This is a genomic window from Tropicibacter sp. Alg240-R139 (assembly GCF_900537075.1).
Classification (GTDB): domain Bacteria; phylum Pseudomonadota; class Alphaproteobacteria; order Rhodobacterales; family Rhodobacteraceae; genus Falsiruegeria.
The window spans coordinates 921,622-943,506 of the sequence record NZ_UNRA01000001.1 but is presented as its reverse complement, the minus strand read 5'-3'; the positions used below and the strand labels follow the sequence as shown (position 1 = coordinate 943,506).

General features: G+C 57.6%; 19 protein-coding genes and 1 pseudogene. 9 read left to right on the top strand and 11 right to left on the bottom strand.

Translation table 11 applies throughout. The annotated features are described in order from the left end of the window. Positions 1–6 precede the first annotated feature (6 nt). The 4 genes from G6R15_RS04585 to G6R15_RS04570 all read right to left on the bottom strand — a co-directional run bounded on the left by G6R15_RS04585 (position 7) and on the right by G6R15_RS04570 (position 5,263). Positions 7–633, bottom strand: a complete 627-nt coding sequence (locus G6R15_RS04585; protein WP_164658589.1) for a hypothetical protein — start codon at positions 631–633, stop codon at positions 7–9. A 113-nt stretch (positions 634–746) separates the two neighbouring features. Continuing rightward, positions 747–3,101 carry a TRAP transporter large permease subunit gene (locus G6R15_RS04580; RefSeq protein WP_164658588.1) on the bottom strand — a complete coding sequence of 785 codons (2,355 nt, stop codon included), beginning with the start codon at positions 3,099–3,101 and terminating at the stop codon, positions 747–749. A gap of 17 nt (positions 3,102–3,118) precedes the next feature. Beyond that, a complete protein-coding gene (locus G6R15_RS04575) occupies positions 3,119–4,054 on the bottom strand; it encodes a TRAP transporter small permease subunit (RefSeq protein ID WP_164658587.1) in 936 nt (311 codons plus the stop codon). A 123-nt stretch (positions 4,055–4,177) separates the two neighbouring features. Continuing rightward, positions 4,178–5,263 (bottom strand): TRAP transporter substrate-binding protein, encoded by a 1,086-nt coding sequence (locus G6R15_RS04570; RefSeq protein WP_164658586.1) that lies wholly within the window; start codon positions 5,261–5,263, stop codon positions 4,178–4,180. Between the two features lie 245 nt (positions 5,264–5,508). Here G6R15_RS04570 and G6R15_RS04565 point away from each other — a divergent pair, with 245 nt between their 5' ends. After that, the gene (locus G6R15_RS04565; RefSeq protein WP_164658585.1) at positions 5,509–6,939 is read left to right on the top strand and encodes a cache domain-containing protein; all 1,431 of its coding nucleotides are present in this window, start codon (positions 5,509–5,511) and stop codon (positions 6,937–6,939) included. Continuing rightward, entirely contained in the window at positions 6,936–7,583 is a 648-nt protein-coding gene (locus G6R15_RS04560) for a response regulator transcription factor (RefSeq protein WP_164658584.1), read from the top strand. Before G6R15_RS04565 ends, G6R15_RS04560 begins: the two co-directional genes overlap by 4 nt. Positions 7,584–7,688: 105 nt before the next feature. Here G6R15_RS04560 and G6R15_RS04555 read toward each other — a convergent pair whose 3' ends face one another. Further along, the gene (locus G6R15_RS04555; RefSeq protein ID WP_164658583.1) at positions 7,689–8,537 is read right to left on the bottom strand and encodes a hypothetical protein; all 849 of its coding nucleotides are present in this window, start codon (positions 8,535–8,537) and stop codon (positions 7,689–7,691) included. A 419-nt stretch (positions 8,538–8,956) separates the two neighbouring features. Between G6R15_RS04555 and G6R15_RS04550 the strand changes: the two genes are divergently transcribed. Both G6R15_RS04550 and ilvN read left to right on the top strand, forming a co-directional pair. Continuing rightward, positions 8,957–10,708: an acetolactate synthase 3 large subunit gene (locus tag G6R15_RS04550; RefSeq protein WP_164658582.1), complete on the top strand. Its 1,752-nt coding sequence runs from the start codon at positions 8,957–8,959 to the stop codon at positions 10,706–10,708. Between the two features lie 76 nt (positions 10,709–10,784). After that, positions 10,785–11,345: an acetolactate synthase small subunit gene (ilvN, locus tag G6R15_RS04545; RefSeq protein WP_164658581.1), complete on the top strand. Its 561-nt coding sequence runs from the start codon at positions 10,785–10,787 to the stop codon at positions 11,343–11,345. 27 nt (positions 11,346–11,372) lie between these two features. Here the strand turns inward: ilvN and G6R15_RS04540 are convergent, their stop codons facing one another. Further along, positions 11,373–11,765 carry a hypothetical protein gene (locus G6R15_RS04540; protein WP_164658580.1) on the bottom strand — a complete coding sequence of 131 codons (393 nt, stop codon included), beginning with the start codon at positions 11,763–11,765 and terminating at the stop codon, positions 11,373–11,375. A gap of 222 nt (positions 11,766–11,987) precedes the next feature. Between G6R15_RS04540 and G6R15_RS04535 the strand changes: the two genes are divergently transcribed. The 3 genes from G6R15_RS04535 to G6R15_RS04525 all read left to right on the top strand — a co-directional run bounded on the left by G6R15_RS04535 (position 11,988) and on the right by G6R15_RS04525 (position 14,292). Further along, positions 11,988–12,785: a helix-turn-helix domain-containing protein gene (locus G6R15_RS04535; protein ID WP_164659260.1), complete on the top strand. Its 798-nt coding sequence runs from the start codon at positions 11,988–11,990 to the stop codon at positions 12,783–12,785. A gap of 125 nt (positions 12,786–12,910) precedes the next feature. Next, on the top strand, positions 12,911–14,068 hold the full coding sequence (locus G6R15_RS04530; protein WP_164658579.1) for an aromatic ring-hydroxylating dioxygenase subunit alpha: 1,158 nt from the start codon (positions 12,911–12,913) through the stop codon (positions 14,066–14,068). Then, positions 14,065–14,292, top strand: coding sequence for a hypothetical protein (locus G6R15_RS04525; protein ID WP_164658578.1), 228 nt, complete (start codon positions 14,065–14,067; stop codon positions 14,290–14,292). The genes G6R15_RS04530 and G6R15_RS04525 overlap by 4 nt, the downstream gene beginning before the upstream one ends. A gap of 141 nt (positions 14,293–14,433) precedes the next feature. Here the strand turns inward: G6R15_RS04525 and G6R15_RS04520 are convergent, their stop codons facing one another. The 3 genes from G6R15_RS04520 to prfB all read right to left on the bottom strand — a co-directional run bounded on the left by G6R15_RS04520 (position 14,434) and on the right by prfB (position 17,937). Continuing rightward, positions 14,434–15,159 (bottom strand): DUF2189 domain-containing protein, encoded by a 726-nt coding sequence (locus tag G6R15_RS04520; protein WP_164659259.1) that lies wholly within the window; start codon positions 15,157–15,159, stop codon positions 14,434–14,436. 44 nt (positions 15,160–15,203) lie between these two features. Continuing rightward, positions 15,204–16,628, bottom strand: a complete 1,425-nt coding sequence (locus tag G6R15_RS04515) for an amidase (protein ID WP_164658577.1) — start codon at positions 16,626–16,628, stop codon at positions 15,204–15,206. A 181-nt stretch (positions 16,629–16,809) separates the two neighbouring features. Beyond that, positions 16,810–17,937, bottom strand: coding sequence for a peptide chain release factor 2 (prfB, locus tag G6R15_RS04510; protein ID WP_164658576.1), 1,128 nt, complete (start codon positions 17,935–17,937; stop codon positions 16,810–16,812). A gap of 188 nt (positions 17,938–18,125) precedes the next feature. Between prfB and G6R15_RS22990 the strand changes: the two are divergent. Together G6R15_RS22990 and G6R15_RS22985 are read left to right on the top strand one after the other, a co-directional pair. Further along, positions 18,126–18,494 (top strand): annotated as a pseudogene (locus tag G6R15_RS22990) (aminoglycoside phosphotransferase family protein); the annotation flags it as partial. Next, entirely contained in the window at positions 18,488–18,850 is a 363-nt protein-coding gene (locus G6R15_RS22985; protein WP_164658575.1) for an aminoglycoside phosphotransferase family protein, read from the top strand. The pseudogene G6R15_RS22990 and the gene G6R15_RS22985, both read left to right, overlap by 7 nt. Here G6R15_RS22985 and G6R15_RS04495 read toward each other — a convergent pair. Then, positions 18,847–19,239: a RidA family protein gene (locus G6R15_RS04495; protein WP_164658574.1), complete on the bottom strand. Its 393-nt coding sequence runs from the start codon at positions 19,237–19,239 to the stop codon at positions 18,847–18,849. The two genes, G6R15_RS22985 and G6R15_RS04495, sit on opposite strands and share 4 nt — an antisense overlap. Before the next feature lie 19 nt (positions 19,240–19,258). Next, positions 19,259–21,751: a penicillin-binding protein 1A gene (locus G6R15_RS04490; protein WP_164658573.1), complete on the bottom strand. Its 2,493-nt coding sequence runs from the start codon at positions 21,749–21,751 to the stop codon at positions 19,259–19,261. Between the last annotated feature and the right edge of the window lie 134 nt (positions 21,752–21,885).

Below are 21,885 nucleotides of genomic sequence, written 5' to 3'. Positions count from 1 at the left end.
TGCCAGCTACAACTGCCCCTCGGCCAACACGATGCTGCGGGGTTGGGTGATGGTGCGAAATGGAAATGCACCATCGCATTCGAAATCATGAAGTGAGACTTCGGCCGCTTTGGCATGGCCGAGTTGGGTCAGCACGACATGCTGAGTTGCCTCTGAGGAAAGCTCCCCGACCACACGCAGAAACCCTTTGGATTTTGCGATCGTGTGGACCTGGGCCCGCATGGATTGATAAATCCCCCTGCCTTGTCCCTTAGGTCGGACCGCGCCCATGTCGATCAGGATCACCTGCCCCGGTGAGACCGTTCCGGCGGCGGTGTACTGGTGATCCAGCTCCCGTGCCAACGCAGCAAGAGGCGTCATCACTGGATGCGTACCGACATCTCCGGCAGACTGTTTGGCGTAATCGGTGACGATCATGCACCCCATCACGTCACCCGTCCGGGTGTCGATGGCCACAACAGACAGCCCTTGGGCGACGACCTGTTGAAACTGGGGCCGCAGATAGGTGCGGTAGTCTTCCAATGTCACACCAAGCGCCCGATGCAACGTGCTGGCGTGTGAAAACACCTCGGTCGCCAACTCGAACGCCTCGTCAAGGTTGTGGGCTTTCAGGGGTTGGATCGCGATTTCCATGGTCTCTTGGCTCTGAATTTCTGCGTGCCCCTATCATCGATGGGCAACCGGGCGCGGCACAAGAAAAAAGGGGCCTTGCGGCCCCTTTTTGGTGTTTCAGATCAGTACCGACATCAATTCGGGATCAGGTCCGGGATGATGGTCACAATGCTGGGGAAGGTCCACAGGATCGCAAGTCCCGCAACCTGGATCAGCACAAACGGCAGGATCCCGCGGTAGATGTGCCCTGTTGTCACCTCTTTTGGGGCCACGCCGCGCAGGTAGAACAGCGCAAAGCCAAAGGGTGGCGTCAGGAACGAGGTCTGCAGGTTCACCGCCACCATGATCGTGACCCATTTCGGGTCGAACGACCCACCATATATCACCGGCCCCACGATCGGGATCACGATGTAGATGATCTCCAGGAAGTCGAGCACAAAGCCCAGGATGAAGAGCACCAGCATCACGATCAGGAAGACCGTGAACTCATTGTCAAAGCTCTTCAGGAACTGCTGAATGTAATGCTCACCACCAAAAGAAATGACCACTAAGTTGAGCAACTGCGAACCGATCAGGATGGTAAAGACCATCGACGTCACTTTGGCCGTTTCACGCACGACCGGTGACAGAACCCCACCGCCATACAGAACCCAGCAGCCAAAGATCAGACCAAACAGAGCGTACAGATACGCTGCATAGGCCACAAAGAAAGCGATCCAGCTTTCGACGCTGACACCGTCCTGATTGATCCGCAGGTCAAAGTTGATGCCCACAAGGATACAGATCAGGATCGCAAAGGTGGACATGATGATGACCTTGCCCGAACGCCCGTCGTCTTGCAGCTTGCGATAGGCCGCAAGCATAATGGCCCCACCTGCCCCAAGCGCCGCAGCCGGCGTCGGGTTGGTGATACCGCCCAGGATCGAGCCCAGAACCGCGATGATCAGAACCAACGGTGGGAACACCACGCGGATCAGCTCATTCTTGGTGGCGCGGATCGCGGCCTCTTTACAGCCATAAAGGGTAATCACCGCCGGGATCGCCATCATGATCACCATCACACCCGCGGACGTCGTTGGCGTGACCAAGAGCACATCAACCAACACCACCAGCAGCAGGCCAATGGCCCCGACAATCAGCGGCTTGGTGTCCTTGGACGGCGCAATACCGCGACCCAGGATCAGCGTCAGCCCCAGCAAAACCGCCAGAACAGCCAACCCTGTGCCAATCGGCGCAGCGGCGGCGATCTTGGCCGTGCGGGCCTCGGCGATCTGCTCATCACTCAGGCGTTCGCTTTGTGTCACCCCACCCGCATCAGAAATCGCTTTCTGTTCGGTGATTGCGGTATCCCACGCTTCTTGCCCGTGCAGTTCGATCATCGACGCCTGGCATTCCGGACCAACGTTGGTGCGCAAGCTGGCACCTTCACCGATGTCCGAGAACGCCGAGACGGTAATGTCTTGCGAGCCGATCAGACCAACGCTGCCCAACAGGAACGCGCCGCCGATCAGGCCGATGGGTGCTGCAAGGAACCACAACAGGCCCTCGTTACGGGTAATAGGTTCGTTGTTGGATTCACCCATAGCCACCGCAGGTGCTTTGTCCGGGTTCAGCATCGCATAACCAAAGGCATACAACGCATAGAGCAGCGCCAACATGATCCCCGGCAACAGTGCCGCCTGGAACAGCGTACCAACAGACACAACAGCCGGTTTGCCCAAATAGGTCAACGCATCGGTACAACCCGCGGCAACTGCACGGCTTTCTTGTGCGGCCGAATACAAGTCACCGGCCAATGTACCGAGCAGAACGATCACAATCGAGGGCGGAATGATCTGCCCCAACGTGCCTGACGCGGCGATGACCCCAGTTGCCAGCTCGGGTGAATACCCGTTGCGCAACATCGTAGGCAACGCCAGAAGCCCCATGGTCACAACAGTCGCACCAACGATACCGGTCGAGGCCGCAAGGAACGCCCCCACAACAACAATCGACACGGCCAGACCGCCGGGCAGCGGGCCAAAGACTCGCGCCATGGTGGTCAGCAGGTCGTCAGCGATCTTGGACCGCTCCAGCGTGATGCCCATCAGGACGAACATCAGAACCGCCAACAGGGTTTCGATCGACTGGCCCGCCAGAACCCGTTCGTTCATACGGTTGACGATGAACGAGATGTTACGGTCCATGGCGGTTTCCCAGCCTTTGGGAAAGACCGCTTCGGCGACCGTTGGCAAGTCTGGGTATCGGAAGACCGAGATACTATCGGCTTTAACGCCCGAATTGACCAGATCCCGGTAAACCGTCGACGATGTGTCGATGGCTTGGTGGATCAGCAGCCCCGCGCTGTCGAGCGCGGCGATGATACCGAATGAGATGATGCCGGCGCCGCCGATGGCGAAAGCCACCGGAAACCCGGACAGGATGCCCCCGAAGAGGCAGAAGAACACGATAATGAGGCCGACTTCGACGCCATCAAGACCGAATAGCATAGCTTAAGTTCCTATTCTCAATGAACGCCTTCAAAGGCTTCTTCACCCTCACCAAGGCTGTCCTTGTCGAGGTATTTGTTTTCGCTGCCTTCGCCCTCAATGAACTCAAGATACGAGCGGTAGAAAAAGGCAATCGCGTGCAGAAAGACCAGACCGGCGAACGCCACCAGCAGGATCTTGAACAGGAAGTAGGCGGTGAACCCGTTGGGCGAAAAGCCGATGGTTTCCACATTCCAGCGCATCGCGCGCGATTTAAGCAGAAGGCGGTCCAGCGTGTCACTGGCCGAAGGTTTCGGCACGATCAAGTGACGCCACATGAAGTACCAGCCGTACATCCAAATCAGCGTTGCGGTCGGAATCATGAAGAAGACCGAGCCGAACATGTCGATGACCTTTTTGGTGCGGAATTTGACCGCCGAGTAGATCAGGTCAACACGCACATGACCACCCTGTACAAAGGCATAAGTCACACAAAGAGAGACCACCAACGCATTGTAGAACTTCAACATTTCCGCGTACCAGCTGATGTCATACTGAAGCGGAATGCCAAAGGCGAACACGATGTCCGGGCGGGTGAAAATCCGCTGGATAAAGACGATGATGATCTGTTGCAGAACCATCAGCAGACCGGCCCAGGCAAAGAAGCGGCCAACCGTGTTGGCGAACCCTTCCAGGACACGCACACAGCCCCACATGAACTGATTGCGGATCATGCCGATGATCGTGATCACCAGAACAATAGCAAAGACGGCAAAGAAGAACTCCACCGATCCCCCGTAGTAAACGAAGCGCATGACCGCTTCTTTGTTGGACCAATCCAGCCACAGCGACGGGTTCGCAACGGCGTATCCAATATTCCAAAACGCTTCGGCAATGTTTTGCAGCGTCCACAGCAGCCCATTCCATAGGGCCCCGAACGCCGAGCCGAGGCTGGCAGAACTCTCTTCCTGCATGGTGTCCCCCAGTTTGTCCCCGATCTGCCCATCTGTCGCCCGTATTCGGGTCCTTTTCAGATGGGTCCGGGTGAACTGCAAAAGAGGCCCCGAACCGGGGCCCCTTTCGTGTTAACGGTCAGATTAACCGCCCAGTACGCGGTTACGCTGCTGAACATAGTAGCCGTCCGACTTTTCGATCCATGCGGACGAAGTCTTGAGGCTATCTTCAAAGCTGTTGCGGATCTTTGCGAACAGCTCGTCGTTCATGTTCTCGTCCATAACTTCTTTCGAAGCTGCGCCAAACGCATCCCAGACATCATCGCTGAACTGCAGGGTTTTGACGCCCTGTGCCTGCAGACGGGCCAGTGCCGCGCCATTGTTGGCCAGAGTTTCCGACAGCTGATAATGGGTCACAGCCATCGATGCATTGCGCAAGATCGCCTGATGCGCAGGCGAAAGGTCGTTCCAGACGTCCAGGTTAACCGACGACGACAGGCCCGAGCCCGGCTCGTGGAAACCAGCGGTGTAGTAGACCTTGGCGACTTCCTGGAAACCGGCGCGTTCGTCGGCGAACGGGCCAACCCACTCCAGACCGTCCAGCGCGCCCGAAGACAGCGCCTGATACAGTTCACCACCGGGGATGTTCTGCACGGATGCGCCCAGTTTACCCAGGACTTTACCGCCCAGACCCGGCATACGGAACTTCAGACCGTTAAAGTCAGCGGCCGAGTTAATTTCCTTGCGGAACCAACCACCGGACTGCGAGCCCGAGTTGCCGGCCAGCAGACCTTTCATGTTAAAGATCTGACCCAGCTCGTCGTGCAGCTCTTCGCCGCCGCCGTGGTAGTACCAGTTGGTCAGTTCCTGCGCGGTACCGCCAAAAGGCACAGCGGTGAAATAGGCGTACCCCGGGTGCTGACCGATATAGTAGTAGTCAGCCGAGTGATACATGTCCGCCTGGCCCGACGACACGGCGTCGAACACTTCCAGCGCACCCACCAACTCGCCCGGAGCTTTCTTGTCGATGGTCAACTGACCGTCGGACATGGCGCCAACCATTTCAACCATATAGCTGGATGCATCATCCAAAACCGCAAATCCGCGCGGCCAGGACTGAACCATGGTCAGGACCTTCTTGCCCTGTGCATAGGCCGGGGCTGCCAGAGTGGTGGCAGCTGCGGCGCTACCGCCCAGTGCGGATGTTTTCAAAAAAGAACGGCGATCCATTAGAGACATTCCTCCCAAAATTGTTCGTTGCCCGCTCCCCCTCTTACAAGGCGCGGACGGATCGTTGTCAGTGTCGCAAGCCTAGCGAACCTCATTTTGATGTGAATACCTAGTACTGCGTAGAAATCGTTTTTTTTGCCTTTGACGTGCGGAAAGTTACTGAAATCACTTCGATTTGGATCAAGTGTTACATGTATTTTTCTCACCGCTTTGCTTTTTGGCTCAACTTCTCGTATCGATTCGCCATGCGGTTTCTGACCAACATCCTACGGCCCAACTATGCGCAGAAGCTTTCGCTTTTGGCGACATTGCCTTTGATCTGTGCCGTTGCCGCTATTGCTGCGCTGGTCGCCTATCAAAGCCGCGCTCTGGCCGACCGTGAAATAGATGCACTGGAACAGCAATTGCTTGAGGCCAAGAAGGCCGAGCTGCGCAACTATGTCACCCAGGCGCGCAACGGGTTCTATTACATCTATGGCTCAGCTCAGCCAGACGACCAAAACGCCAAGGATCAAGTCACGCAGATACTGTCGGCCATGATTTATGGCACTGACGGCTTCTTCTTTGTCTACGAATACGACGGCACCAACATTGTCAGTCCCCGCCAGACCGAGATGATCAATGAAAACTGGGTCGGCCTGACCGACAGCGCCGGTACGCCGGTGGTGGACGAGCTGATCCGCCTGGCCCGACAGGGCGCGGGTTGGCACACCTTCATGTGGCCCAAGCCATCCACCGGCGAAGAGGCGCAGATGGTCGCCTATGTCACCGGCTTTCAAAGCTGGCGGTGGGCCGTAGGCACGGGCGTGTTCATCGACGATGTCCTGGCCTCGGTCGCTGCCGCAAGAGCCGAAGTCGAGGCCCGCGTTCAGCGCACGTTCGTCTATATCGGCGCGATCACCCTTGGCGCGCTGCTGAGTGTGTTTCTGTCAGGCATGATGCTCAATATCCGCGAACGCCGCCTTGCCGATGCCAAGCTTAAGGAACTGACCCAGCGCGTGTTTGACGCCCAAGAAGAAGAGCGCGGCCGCGTGGCGCGCGAGCTGCATGACGGGATCAGCCAGATTCTGGTTGGGGTGCGCTATGCGCTCGACAACACCCGCCGCCGTTTGGCGCGCGGCGATCATGACGGCGCGCAGGAACCGCTGGACAAGGGCCTTGATAACCTGGGCACCGCCATCACCGAAGTGCGCCGCATCAGCCGCGACCTGCGTCCTGGCGTATTGGATGATCTGGGCCTTGGCCCCGCGCTCAAGGCGCTGACAGACGATTTCAGCGAACGCACCGGGATCGAGACCGATTTCACGACGGTGGTTTTCCGCAACCGTCTGGATCAGGACGCCAAAATTGCGCTCTACCGCATCGCGCAAGAGGCACTGACAAACATCGAACGCCACTCCGGCGCAACCCACATGACCATGGACCTGCGTGGCCACAAAAAAGGTGCTACCATGCGGATCACCGACAACGGGCGCGGCATCAGCTCTGGCCCCGATCACGTCAGCTCGGGCCTTGGCCTGCGCAACATGCAGGAACGGATCGAGCAACTTGACGGCACCCTGCGCATTCTGTCATCACGCGGCGCGCAAAGCGGAACGGTGATCGAAGTGCATCTGCCCCTGTCCCACTTGTTGCCACCACACGACGAAACCGTGCCAAAGGAGATGACGTCATGACAACAGACACCGTGCGCGTGCTGATCGTCGACGATCACCCCATGGTCGCCGAAGGGATTCAGTCAATTCTGGAAAGCTATGAAGATATCGAAGTTGTCGGCACGCTCGGCAACGGCCAGGAGGCGGTGGATCAAACCGTTGCCTTGAAACCAGACGTGATCCTGATGGATTTGAACATGCCCGGTCTGGGCGGGCTCTCTGCCACCGAGATTATTCTGGAACGTGCCCCGGACACCCGTATCCTGATCTTGTCGATGCATGACAGCCCCGAATACATCTCTACGGCCCTCAGTCACGGTGCCATGGGCTATGTGCTCAAAGACGTACCCACGGACGAGATCAAACAGGCCATCGACACGGTCATGAATGGCGAACGCTATCTGTGCACAGGGGCCAAGGGATCGCTGGAGCCCAAGGACGGCACCACGCGCGAGGCTTTGACGGGGCGCGAGCAGACCATTCTGCTGCAACTGGCACAGGGCAAGTCCAACAAGGAGGTCGCCATCGCCTTGGACATCTCGGTCCGTACGGTGGAAACTCACCGCAAAAATATCAAACGCAAGCTGGGCATCTCTTCGACGGCTGGGCTGACCCGCTACGCCATGGAACACGGCATGCTACAGGGCACCGGCGCCCCGCTCTAAGCGCCACGCCCAGCAGCACAAGGGGCAAAGCCCCGCAGGGCTGCCACGCCCAACGGGTTTCAGTGCATCTACGATGCGCGTGAACCGGGCGGGAGCCCTTCTGGATTAATCCAACAATTGATCCGATCGACGCCCTTCGCGGTCATAGTGGTGCTTCAAAACGCGGCCATACAGCTGCTTGGTGCGTTCGACCCCACCACACATGCCTTCGGTTTCGACAAAGGAAAAGATTCCGACGTATCGTGTCCGCTCGCCTTTGACTGCGGCCACTCGGTGCAAGGAATAGCGCCCCTTGAAGATCTGAAGATCACCGGGTTGCAACTCCAGCTGCCGGACATTTCGCATGTCACCACCCAACACTCGTGCAACGCCCCCGAAATTCTCGTCCTCGCTGGTCCGCAATCCCGGCACATATTCGAACTGGCCGCCTGTCTCGCCGTTCTGGATCGCCAGCGTAACCGTGAAATTGTTGGTGTCGAAATGCCAAGGGAACCCCTGCCCTTCCTCCACCACGTTTATGATCACATCCGCCAGCGGGTCGTCATAGCGAAAGAACCGATCCTCGGGCTCATCCAGAGCCGCGCGAATGAACGGCATGAACCCCGGATACTCGTAAATCCGCCGCAATGATCCCTTGGCGGGGAAGTTGTCGGCGGGCACAAAAGCGTTGGAGCGATCGAAAAACTGCCGTATCGGGTGGGTGCGCCGCAACTTGGGATCATCCTGACTGAAATAGGCATTGGTGCGCCCAAACGAGCGATGCGCCTGTGGCGCTACGCCATCAGCTTCGTTCACCAGCGCCACAATCCCATCTCCGTGCACGAACCCCGGCAACACTGCACACCCGTCAGTGTCCAGCTCGCGGCGCAGGTCCATGATCATGCGTTCAAAAGCCGGGCTGTCGGGCCGGTCGATGGGATAGCGCCCAAGATCCACAAGATCGTGCAATTCCATCGCTCACCTCCTGAAAACCTTCCAATGCCTTCAGCCTGCCACTCCAAACTTCGCCGATCTGGCATGTTTTGGACAAGGCAATGACGGATTCAGACCTCGGGTATTGCCGTCACACAGGTGTCGCGCCAGGTAATTTCGCGGATATTTCACCGATACCCCCGGCTTACGCAAGAAAATGTCGCAAAATCACCTCTTGAAGATACTAATTCACCCACATTGCCTGTTGACGCCCCCGCGCGCCGCTCATAATGTCCCCTCCAAGCAAAAAGGAGCCGCTGGCGATGACAAAGCTAGTCGTAATCGTAGGAACAACGCGCATGGGCCGGTAACGGTAGACCACAATCTGACCCATGCGCCTCCGAAAGTTCGGGGGCTTTTTTTATGCAAACAGGACGCATGTCGCCAATGGAGCAAAGCAGATGACACGTGAAATGACCGGCGCAAAAATGGTAGTTCAAGCCCTCAAGGATCAGGGCGTCGACACCGTCTTTGGATACCCAGGCGGCGCCGTTCTGCCGATTTATGATGAGATTTTCCAGCAAAACGACATCCGCCACATCCTGGTACGCCACGAACAGGGCGCGGTGCATGCCGCCGAGGGATATGCACGATCAACAGGGAAACCGGGTGTCGCACTGGTGACATCGGGTCCCGGTGCCACTAATGCGGTGACCGGCCTGACCGATGCGCTGTTGGATTCAATCCCGATTGTGGTTTTGACTGGTCAGGTTCCGACATTCATGATCGGTTCAGACGCTTTCCAAGAGGCCGATACCGTGGGCATCACCCGCCCCTGCACCAAGCACAACTGGCTGGTGAAAGAGACCGACAAGCTGGCGAGCACCATCCACGAGGCATTCCACGTCGCAACTGCTGGCCGCCCCGGCCCGGTTCTGATCGACATACCCAAGGACGTACAGTTTGCCAACGGCGAATACCAAGGTCCGAAACCTTCGGCCTCGCACTATCACCCGACCGTTAAGGGTGACATGCAAGAGATCACCGAATTGGTCGCTGCAATGGAAACCGCCAAAAAGCCGGTATTCTACACCGGTGGCGGCGTGATCAACTCTGGCCCTGCGGCCAGCCAATTGCTGCGCGAACTGGTGGAAGCCACCGGCTTTCCGATCACCTCGACGTTGATGGGCCTTGGCGCCTATCCGGCATCCGGTGACAACTGGATCGGGATGCTGGGCATGCATGGTTTGTACGAGGCCAACATGGCGATGCACGACTGCGACCTGATGATCAACATCGGGGCCCGCTTTGACGACCGGATCACCGGTCGCATTGATGCGTTTAGCCCGGATTCCAAAAAAGCACACATCGACATCGACCCCAGCTCGATCAACAAGGTGATCCGCGTCGACATCCCGATCGTGGGCGATGTGGCCCATGTGCTCGAGGATATTCTGAAAGTCTGGAAATCACGTGGTCGCAAGACAGATTCCGCGAACGTAGCCCAGTGGCAGGCGCAGATCAGCGACTGGCGCAAGGTCAACTGTTTGGCCTTCACGCAAGAAGGCAAAACCATCAAGCCTCAGCACGCGCTGGCGAGGCTTGAGGAACTGACCAAGGACCACGACCGCTACATCACCACCGAAGTGGGCCAGCACCAGATGTGGGCGGCGCAATACCTGGGCTTCGAAGATCCTAACCGTTTCATGACATCCGGCGGCCTGGGCACCATGGGTTACGGTTTTCCCGCCTCTATCGGTGTGCAAATGGCCCACCCTGATGCACTGGTGATCAACGTGGCCGGCGAGGCATCTTGGTTGATGAACATGCAGGAAATGGGCACGGCGACGCAGTACCGTCTGCCGGTCAAACAGTTCATCCTGAACAACGAACGCCTGGGCATGGTGCGCCAGTGGCAAGAGCTGCTGCATGGCGAACGCTATTCGCACAGCTGGTCCGAGGCGCTGCCCGACTTCGTCAAACTCGCCGAGGCCTTTGGTGCCAAGGGTATCCTGTGCTCTGATCCGGCTGATCTGGATGACGCGATCATGGAAATGATCAACCACGACGGACCAGTGATCTTTGACTGTCTGGTCGCGAAGCACGAGAACTGCTTCCCGATGATCCCGTCGGGCAAGGCGCACAACGAAATGCTGCTTGGCGAGGCCGAGACGCAGGGCGTGATCGATTCAAAGGGTTCGGTGCTGGTTTAACCAACACCGCCTGTCTTACGGAATTCGGCGCAGGCCACACCCTAGATGCGCCAACGACTTTAGGAAAGGGACGCAAATGTCTGCCCTACACATCAAAAAAGGCGCCACGCGCCATTCCGCCTATAACCTACGTCCGAACTTTTCAGATGTTCAGGAACGCCACACCATTGCCGTGCTGGTGGAAAACGAACCCGGTGTTCTGGCGCGTGTCATTGGCCTGTTTTCGGGACGCGGTTACAATATCGAAAGCCTGACCGTTGCCGAAGTGGATCACACCGGCCACCTGAGCCGCATCACCATCGTCACCACCGGAACACCGCAAGTGATTGAACAGATCAAGGCGCAGCTGGGTCGCATCGTGTCTGTTCACGATGTTCATGACCTGACCGTCGAAGGCCCCTCAGTCGAACGTGAACTGGCGATGCTGAAAGTTGTCGGCGACGGCGAAAAGCGGGTCGAGGCGCTGCGGTTGGCGGATATTTTCCGCGCCAATGTTGTCGACAGCACGCTGACCTCGTTTGTCTTTGAAATCACCGGTGCGCCCGACAAGATCGACGCCTTTGCCGATCTGATGCGCCCTTTGGGTCTAGCTGAGATTGCCCGCACTGGTGTCGCCGCACTGTTACGCGGCGACTGACGCATTTTTGGGACCTGGGCCTGACGCTTATGCGTGGCGGGCTTTGCTCTCGATCTTGGTTGCCCCAACGGGGCGACCAACAGGCGTGAACGGAATGACATTAGCCGCTTGACCGTTGCTAGTCCCCCGATCATTGGCCCCCTGCTCCAAGCCTGCACTCATTTCTTCGCGCGCAGCGGTCAGCATGTCCGGCAAAGACCGGCACGCGCCACCCTGAATCAGCCTAGGATTGCAGGCAAGTCGTTGCTGGCGCTGCATCTCCACGTCGAACTGTACCCAGTCGCCTGCCTCTAACGACAAATTCTGCGTTTCATCCTTATGGCGATAGAACGCCAGGTCACCTTGATCTTCGCACCAGATGACCGCTTTGTGGTCGGTTGGATCACTCCAAAGAACTACACCAAACATATTCCATTCCATTCTATCGTTTTCCTTAAGATTGGGACAAATTTGATGCCACAAACATGCTTATTTGCGCGTCTTGCTATTGCTTTTTGTGTCTAGCTCGATAGCTTTGTGACGCATTTGCGCGTCTCACTTGACGTTAAATTGCGTCAATGGTGCGATATTGGTTCAAAAACGGCCGCCACTCGTCCGTTTTTTGGTTTCGAACAAAGAATGAATAACAGTGCTGGGGCACAAATGACCAAGTCAACACGCACACCGGCGGAGTTGCGCAACATGTTTGGGGAAAACTTGCGCAGCCTTGCCCGGCAATACCGTTCAATCTCTGAGTTATCTCGAAGGTTGGGCATCAACAGGACACAGTTCAACCGTTACTTGTCCGGAGAGAGCTTTCCTAGACCAGATGTTCTGGAGCGGATTTGCGTCTTTTTTGACGTCGATGCGCGCATTCTGCTAGACCCTGTCGCAAATATCCCGTCTCAGGGCCATATCCTGAACGGTCCCATTCTGGACGAATTTTTCGGTGCTGGCGTCAACAACTTGCCGGAAGAGTCATTCCCGAGTGGGTTTTATCGCTTCTCGCGTCGAAGTTTTGTGAACGACACGCAGTTCATTGTTGGCCTGGTTTATGTCTATCGCTTCGAAGGGCAAACATATGTCCGTGGCTATGAAGCCAAGGACGCGATGGCGCAACAAGGCTTATCAACGGATGCCCCCACACGGGAATTCCGCGGATTTGTAACGCGACAGGAAGATGGGGTTGCTCTTGTCATCTCGCGTCGCAATGCAATGACATGTTCATTCAACTACCTGTCGCGCGTGGCCTCGTTCGAAAACAATTTTTGGGTCGGCTATGTCACTCGCACTGTCCGCGAAAGCGTCACAGGCACCCGTGCAGCACGCATGGTGTATGAACATTTAGGAAGCGACCGCGGCAGCATCTTTCAGGCGGCCCGAACATCGGGTTTCTTGTCCGAAGAGGATTTGATGCCGTTCCATCGGCGGCTGTTGCAACCGCAAGATCCCTTTAGATAACACCTTGCGCAGACTTCGTTTGCGGGAATCGACACCTATGTCGTTTCCTGCAAACCCACGTCGCTGATTGAATGGCTGGCATCTGCTGTTCGTGTTTTCTGGTCCCCAGGAATATGGAGCCAGACATGACAACAGCCACCACCAGCCTCTCGGACGTGACCCAACCGATTGAACGTGCCAACGGTCTGCCGAACGCCCATTACACCGATCCGGCCGTGTTTGCCGAAGAAAACCAGGCGCTTTTGGCCAACGGATGGGCTGGTCTGGCCGTGACCGCGGACGTGCCCGAGGCAGGCGATGCCGTACCTTTGACGTATCTGGGCATGCCTCTACTGCTTCTGCACGGACGTGACGGCGCTGTTCGTGTGTTTCAAAACATCTGCCGCCATCGCGGCATGATCCTGGTGGAAGAGCCGCGCAAGATCGAAGGCGCAATCCGCTGCCCCTATCACAGCTGGTGCTATTCCACCCAAGGGCGCCTGGTCTCAACCCCGCACGTGGGTGGGCCCGGGCAGAACACCCATGACGGCATTGATCGCGACACTTTGGGCCTGATCGAGGTGCGCAGCCACATCTGGATGGGGGTAGTCTGGATCAATATTTCTGGAAACGCTCCGGCATTCGAAGAGGCAAACGCCGATTTGCTGCGTCGCTGGTCCGAGTTCGACAAACCCATCTTTCACGGCGGCGCCGACAGTCGGTTCCAACTGGCGGTAAACTGCAACTGGAAGCTTGCGGTCGAGAACTATTGCGAGAGCTATCACCTGCCTTGGGTGCATCCGGGGCTTAACAGCTATTCTCGGCTGGAAGATCACTATCACATCCAACAACGCGGATCGTATTCCGGTCAGGGCACCCTGGTTTATCGCCAGCTTGCCGGTGACAACGGCGAAGTTTTTGCCGACTTTGAGGGGTTGAGCGAAAAGTGGGACACAGCCGCCGAATACATTGCCGTTTATCCCAACGTTCTTCTAGGCGTTCACCGAGATCATAGCTTTGCCATCATTCTGGTGCCCGAGGCGCAGGATCGCACGGTAGAGAATGTGCACCTATTCTATACAACGGACGACACGAGCCCTGAGCTGCGTCGTAAGAATTCTGAGCAGTGGAAAACGGTTTTCGAAGAAGACATCTTTGTCGTCGAAGGCATGCAAAAGGGTCGCGCGGCACCCGGATTCGATGGCGGCCGCTTCTCTCCGGCGATGGATGGGCCAACGCATGTGTTTCACGACTGGGTCGCGAGCAAGTTGCAAGCTTACCGAGGGTTGAAGGCCGCGGAATGAGCGACCTGAACGACCGGTTGCTGGCGGCGCATGAAACAGGGGACACACGTGCCTTGGTGGATTTGTACACCGAGGCCGCAGACCAAGCCAAAGACATGGACACCGCGTGTTTCTTTCTAACCCACGCCATGATCTTTGCGCTGGAACTGGGCCTGCCCATTGCCGATGAGCTGCGCAGCCAACTGGCACAACATGGTCGAGAAACAAACACCCCTGTCCTTTAAGTGAAAGAGGCGCTCCCGCCCGTCGTCGATGTTTCTGGCGAAACACCTCCTCCCGTTGGGCCGAGCTCACGCGGGCTGCGCCCGCGTGAGCCTCTCTTGTGGCAGCCCGCCGGACAAAACACCTGCGGCAGCGGTCTTGGTTCAGGTCGCAGGCTCGGTGGTGATCTGTTCGTACAGATGCCAGCTTGCGTGCCCCAACCATGGCAAGACGACAAAAAGACCCAAGAAGCCCGGGATCAGTGCCGCAAATGTCGCCAATGCGATGAAGGCCGCCCACCCCAGCATGACCACAGCATTTGTTTTAACATAGGCAAAGCTTGAAATCATCGCGGTCACGAAGTCCAGCTCGCGATCGAGCAACATCGGTATGGCCAGAACAGTGATCATAAACAGCAACAGGGCAAAAAGTGCGCCCACGATCGTACCAAATGCAAGCATCGTGATCCCGTTCAAAGTCAGGAACACCTCGAAGGAAGACGAGATATTGGTCATCGTCGAAAGACCCAGGAACAGCGCAAAGATCATGTGGCCCAGGAAGAACCAGAACAGGAACACCACCACGATAATGGCACAGATCGAGGGCAACTGACGGCGGCTTTGTTGCACGACGACCCCCAGGATCGCGCCAAACTCCAACGGCTGACCCTGTTTCAACCGATGTGACACTTCGTAAAGACCAACGGCGGCAAACGGCCCGATCAGGGGAAAGCCAATCGCGGCCAGCACCAGCCAAAAAGTTGTCCCGGTGCTCACCGTGATCCAATACATCGCCCAACCCGCGATGATGTAAAGGCCCGAAAACAACACCCCATAAAGAGGTGCTTTGAGAAAGTCAGACCATCCCAAGGATAATGCAAGCCGCAACATCGACACCGACGCCGGATAAAGAGGGGGAACGCCAAAAGGTTTCGTCACTGTTTTGCTCTCTCCATTGCACCCGATTTAGCAGGTCGTACTTGTGGCCATTGCGTTGCCGCATGGTAGGCCGCGCCCAAGCTCAGCAAAGCCGCGTCGCTCCCTCGTTTACCGAACAGTTGCAAGCCCATCGGCAAACCTGTCGCGCCGAAACCAGCCGGAACCGCCAGAGCGGGAAGCCCAATCAGGCTGACCGGAACCGTTACCTGCATCCAGCGGTGGTAGGTGTCCATCCCGATCCCATTTATCTGCGTCGGATAAGGTTGACTTACGTCAAAAGGCCAGGCCTGCGCCGATGGCAGAACCAGCGCATCATAACGCTCGAATATCTCTGCCGCACAGCGGAACCAATCCGACCGGATGGCGCTCGCCCGCTGGATCTGACGACCGGTCAGGGCCAACCCGCGCTCGACCTCCCAAATGGCGCTGTCCTTGAGGTCTTCGTGCGCTTCTAACAGCGGACCAAGTGAGTTCGACACGGCCCAAGACCGCAAGTTCACCCAGCTCTCCCATATCTCTTCGCTCGCAAAAGGAGGCGGTACAGACTCGACGCGACATCCCAGATCAGCAAAGACACCAAGCGCCTGCTCGCAAAGCGCAAGAATTCCATCCTCTGTCGGAAAGGCCTCGCCCCAATCACCAAGCCAACCGATGCGCAGCCCATCCATGTCACGAGCCTCAACCGGCGACACCGGCGCGCTTGGCATCCCGTGCGGGTGGCGCGGGTCAGGACCCGAGAGCACGTCGAGCAGCAGTCCGATGTCTTCTGGACTGCGCGCCATGGGTCCAAGGGTGGACAACTGGTGCAGAAACACCTCGCCTACCGGCTCGGACGGTACATGCCCCCAGCTTGGCCTCAGACCATAGACATTGTTCCAAGCCGCTGGATTGCGCAGCGAGCCCATCATGTCGGACCCATCAGCCAACGCCAGCATCCCTGTCGCTAGCGCCACCGCCGCGCCACCCGATGATCCGCCGCAACTGCGGCTGGCATCATAGGGATTGCAGGTCGCGCCATAAACCGGATTAAACGTGTGAGAGCCCAACCCAAATTCGGGTGTGTTGGTCTTGCCGATCAGAATGGCACCTGCTGCGCGCAGACGCCGAGCCAGCTCATCATCCTTTTCCGGCACAAAATCCTTGAGTGACGGCGAGCCGCTGGTTGATGCTATGCCTGCGACATTAACCAGGTCTTTGACCGCTATCGGCAGCCCATGCAACGGCCCACGCTCTTTGACCTGATCCGCCGCTTCAGCCTCACGCATCAGGGCATCGGCATCGCGCAGGGCCACGATTGCGTTGACCTGCCCATTGACCGCAGAAATCCGATCCAATGTGGCTTGCATCATTTGAGCAGCGCTTAACCGCCCTCCCCGCAAATCCGCTACCAGCTCTGTGGCCGAAACCTGGCTCACATCCATTCCGCTCCCCCTTGCATCTTGGTGTCGGGTCAGCCTAGCCGTGCGGAATTTCCATTAAAAGCCACAGTTTGAATGAATCTTTTCCGGACGCCGCCAATGCGGAGCCATCGCTACCTTATCTTCTCAAAAATCAGTCAGGAGGGAGTCGCCGCGTGGAATAGAGTTAACGCCCCCAAGGCGCTTAGTCTTCGCCTCGCGCCTCGGCCCGAGACTTACCCGATACGTCCATGGCCAGCGTGGCCCCCATGAACCCATCCAGATCACCATCCAGCACACCCTTGGTGTCCGAGGTTTCGTGGTTGGTGCGCAGGTCCTTGACCATCTGATAGGGCTGCAAAACATACGACCGGATCTGGTTGCCCCAACCTGCATCGCCCTTTGCCTCATGCGCAGCATTGATGTCGGCGTTCCGGCGGTCCAACTCCATCTGATAGAGCCGCGATTTCAACGCTTTCATGGCGATGTCGCGGTTCTGATGCTGTGACTTTTCCGAGCTGGTCACAACGATACCCGTTGGGTTGTGGGTGATCCGCACAGCCGAGTCGGTGGTGTTCACGTGCTGACCACCGGCACCAGACGACCGGTAGGTGTCGATGCGAATATCGGCAGGGTTCACTTCGATTTCGATGTTGTCATCCACCACCGGATAAACCCAGACCGAGCTGAACGAGGTGTGACGCTTGGCGGCGCTGTCAAAGGGCGAAATCCGCACCAGACGGTGCACGCCGCTTTCGGACTTCAACCAGCCATAGGCGTTGTGCCCGGAAATCTTGTAAGCCGCCGATTTAATCCCTGCCTCTTCGCCCGCGCTCTCGGACTGGAGTTCAACCTTATAGCCTTTTTTCTCGGCCCAGCGGACGTACATCCGCGCCAGCATCGACGCCCAGTCACAGCTTTCGGTGCCACCCGCGCCCGAGTTGATCTCAAGGAAGGTATCATTGCTGTCCGCTTCGCCATCCAGCAACGCTTCAAGCTCTTTCTCTGCCGCCTTCACTCCAAGAGCGGCCAACGCCTCTTCGGCGTCTTTGACGACCTCTTCGTCCTCTTCCATCTCGCCCAATTCGATCAGCTCGATGTTGTCGCTCAGGTCGGTCTTGATGGAAGTGAACGTGTCCAAGGCATCGACCAGCGCTTGACGCTCGCGCATCAGCTTTTGCGCCGCTTCGGGGTTGTCCCACAAGTTGGGGTCCTCGACGCGGGCGTTGAATTCTTCAAGCCGAAAGGGCGCCGTTTCGTGATCCATCCGCTGAGCCAGAAGCTCCAGCGATTTTTCGATCTCGGTCACGATGTTTTGGGTCTCGGCGCGCATGGTCGGGTCTCGATTTGCTTGGTCAGGCTTGCGTGATACCAAGACCAGAGACGCTCTACAAGGTGACTGAGGTGGGAATGCATCAAGGGTTGAAACAAGCGCTTGCACGGCTTGTTTTAAGCGATCCGGAACCGCTGACCCAGACGGCTGGGGCGACCTTGTGGCATGTTCGGTAGGCGGATGGCGCACAGGTCGTTCTCAAACTGCACAAACGCGCCAATCGCGGGAATGAAGCGGCGGGTTCTATGCTGTTACGGGCCTGGGCCGACCGGGGCGCCGTGCGTATTCTGGCCGAAGATGGACCTGCCGTTTTGATGGAGTGGCTGGAGGGAACGTCGCTGGCGGAAATAGCGACCAAGGATGACCCAAAACGGGCCGTTTTGGTGTTGGCCGAGGTCGCGCACCGCCTGCATGAAACGCCGATCCATCCTGTGTTGGACCTGCCCGATGTGGGCGATGTACTTGCACCTTTGTTAAGCGTCCACCGCACAGATGAATACCCTACCCTCGTGGGCAGAAACCTAAAGATGCCTGTTCTCTGGCGCGACACTTGCTGAGCACTGCCACGGACCTGCGCCCCCTGCACGGGGATCTTCACCATTCAAACGTTATCGTGACACAAGCAGGTCCGCGCGTGTTGGACGCCAAGGGCTATCATGGTGACATCGGATACGAGCTGGCCAACGCCTTTCGCTATCCCGGCGCCCTGCCCGACTTGCTGCGCGACCCAGCCTGGATCGCCTGGAGCCGTGGCATTTATGCGGAAGCGTTGAACCTTCCTCAAGCAAGGCTGGCGCAGTGGGCCGCTGTCAAATGCGCGCTCTCCATTGTCTGGCGCGCCAACGGTGCGTTAACCGACGACCCAGAGGCCAATTTGCTTTCAGTTCTTCTTGCCTGTGCAAGAAACACCTAGCACTCAACAGCGGCAATTGCCCTGATCTCGACCAGAGCCCCCTTGCGGCGCAGCCCGACCACTTCGACCGCAGTCCAAGCGGGATATGGTGCGGACAACACGTCTAGGCGCACTTGGTCGAACACCTCGAAATGATCCTCCATACCGACATGATAGGTGGTCATCTCAACAACTGCGTCCAGGGTAAGATCAGCTTCGGCCAGCACCTCGGCAATTTTCCCAAAAGCCGACCGGAATTGGGCTTCGGCGTCCTGCGGCATAGTGCCATCGGCCGCGCTGCCCGTCATTCCGGTCAAAAAGACATGACCGCCTGACAGTATGCCAGGCGAGATCGCAAGTTGATCGGGGCGCGCTGACAGTGTCGGCGGGATCAATGGTTTTTTGGGCATGTCTTGTTCCCTGTGGGAATTAGTAAAGCCCCCCGGAACTGACGGTGCCAAAGTTTGCTTTGGGTCCCACTGTGGTGGTTTCGCCGGTCGATGTGGTGACCTGCTGCCCCGATTGCTGCACTTCGTCAAAGAGCGGCAAATCAGACCCCATGGCAAAGCCTCCGTCATACGTCAGGCCAAAGATCGGCTGCTCGCCGTCGCGGAAATATTCCGCCACCACATATTCACCCGAAGCATCGTCCGGCAAACGGCCACCGGTAAAGCGATCGATCTTGATGAAATGACCACCGGGCGGCACGTCGAACGGGCCACCACCGTATTTCTTGACCGCTTCTTCCATGAAACTCTGGAACACGGGGCCACACATGCCCCCACCCGAAGCCCCACGGCCAAGCGCGCGCGGGCGATCATAACCGATGTAACAACCCGCCACGATGTTTGACGTAAAGCCCACGAACCAGACGTCCTTGGCCTCGTTTGTGGTGCCGGTCTTGCCCGCTGCGGGCACCGGCAAGTTCACAGTGCGGCTGGCGGTGCCGCGATCCACAACGCCAGTCATCATCGACGTCAGCTGATAGGCGGTGATCGCATCCATCACCTGCTCGCGGTTGGTCACGATGGTGGGCGCCGCGTTTGGTGCAATGTTGGCCGAGTTACAGTTGACGCAATCGCGGTCATCGTGGCGATAGATCGTCTCGCCGTACCGATCCTGAATCCGGTCCACCAACGTGGGTTCCACCCGCTCGCCACCGTTGGCAAACATCGCATAGGCCGCAACCATTTTATACAGCGTGGTTTCTTCTGACCCCAAAGCATTAGCCAGGAACGGCCCCATGTGGTCATAGACCCCGAACCGTTCAGCGTATCCCGCAACCACCGGCATCGACACCTCTTGTGCCAGACGGATGGTCATCAGGTTCCGCGACCTTTCGATCCCCGTCCGCAACGGAGTGGGACCGTAGAATTTGTTCGACGAATTCCTGGGCCGCCACAAACCCTGTGGCGTGTTCACTTCGATCGGTGCGTCCACCACGATTGTGGCCGGGCTGTATCCACTGTCCAGCGCTGCGGCGTAAACAAATGGCTTAAAGCTCGACCCCGGCTGACGCTGCGCCTGCGTAGCGCGGTTGAACACAGAATCCTGATAAGAGAACCCGCCCTGCATCGCCAGAACACGGCCCGAATTCACGTCCATCGCGACAAAGCCGCCCTGCACTTCGGGCACCTGGCGCAGCGACCAGTCACCTCCCTCTTCGGCCTTGCGCACCAGCACCACATCACCAGTGGTAAAGTTGTCTTTGAAATTGCCCTTCATCCATTTGATGTCCGAGCGCGGCACAGTGCCGGTGCCCGCATTCTTTTCGACACCCACGGTCAGGGACTGGTCGGCGACATTCAGCACCACCGCCGGATACCATTTGCCCCCCAGATCAACATCACGCGACACCTCGGTCTTGCGCAACGCCTCGCGCCAGCTGGCCTCATCCCCCAAAGCCTCGGTCGGGATGGTCTGTTCGGTGCCACGCCACAGACCGCGACCACGGTCATACTTTTGCAATGCGGTGCGCAGAGCATCCGCCGCCTCGACTTGCATTTGCTCGTCGATCGAGGCCCGCACTGTGAAGCCACCGGTAAAGAATTCACCCTCCCCAAAATCTTCGCTCAGCTGGCGGCGGATTTCGTCGGTAAAGTAATCGCGGGGCGGCAATGCAGTGCGGAAGCTTTCAAAATCGCCGTTCTGAACCGAGCGCAGCGGTTGCGCCACCTCAACCTCATAGGTTGCCTGATCGATATAGCCGTTCTCGTACATCTCTTTCAGAACGAAATCACGACGGGACTGCAGGCGATCCTTGCGGCGCACAGGATGGTAATCCGACGGCGCTTTGGGCAGCGAGGCCAGGAATGCCGCCTCGTGCGGGGCAAGCTCCTGCAAGGTCTTGTTGAAATAGGTCTGTGCGGCAGCCGTCACACCGTAAGAGTTCTGACCCAGGAAGATCTCGTTCATGTACAGTTCAAGGATCTGTTCCTTGTCGAGTGTATCTTCAAGACGCGCGGCAAGGATAATCTCTTTGATCTTGCGTTCTGCCTTACGGTCGCCCGAGAGCAGAAAGTTTTTCATTACCTGCTGGGTGATGGTCGACGCGCCACGCACAGTTTGCCCACGCGAGCGCACGGCCTCAAACCCCGCAGCGGCGATCCCGCGGATGTCATAGCCTTGGTGGGTATAGAAATTCTTGTCTTCGGCCGAAATGAACGCCTGTTTGACCAGGTCCGGAATCTCTTCGGATGGTGTGAACAGGCGGCGTTCCTTGGCGAACTCGTCGATCAAGTGCCCCTCGCCAGAATAGATCCGGCTGATGGTGGGGGGCTTGTACTGGGCCAATGATTCATGGCTGGGAAGGTCCCGGCCATACATCCAGAACACCCCGCCAATGGTCAGAGCGACCATGAAGACCCCCAGGGTCACAAGACTGAAGATCGCCCCAAAGAACGAAAGAATGAACCGGATCACGTAGCTGCCCACCTTTGATAAGTGGACCCTATATAGGGTGGCTTACGCACAGGGTCAAAGCTCTGCAATGGCCAATATCCGCCGTTTTTTGGCCAATGCCGTGGGGGCAAACGGCAACAGAACTAAATGGAAAG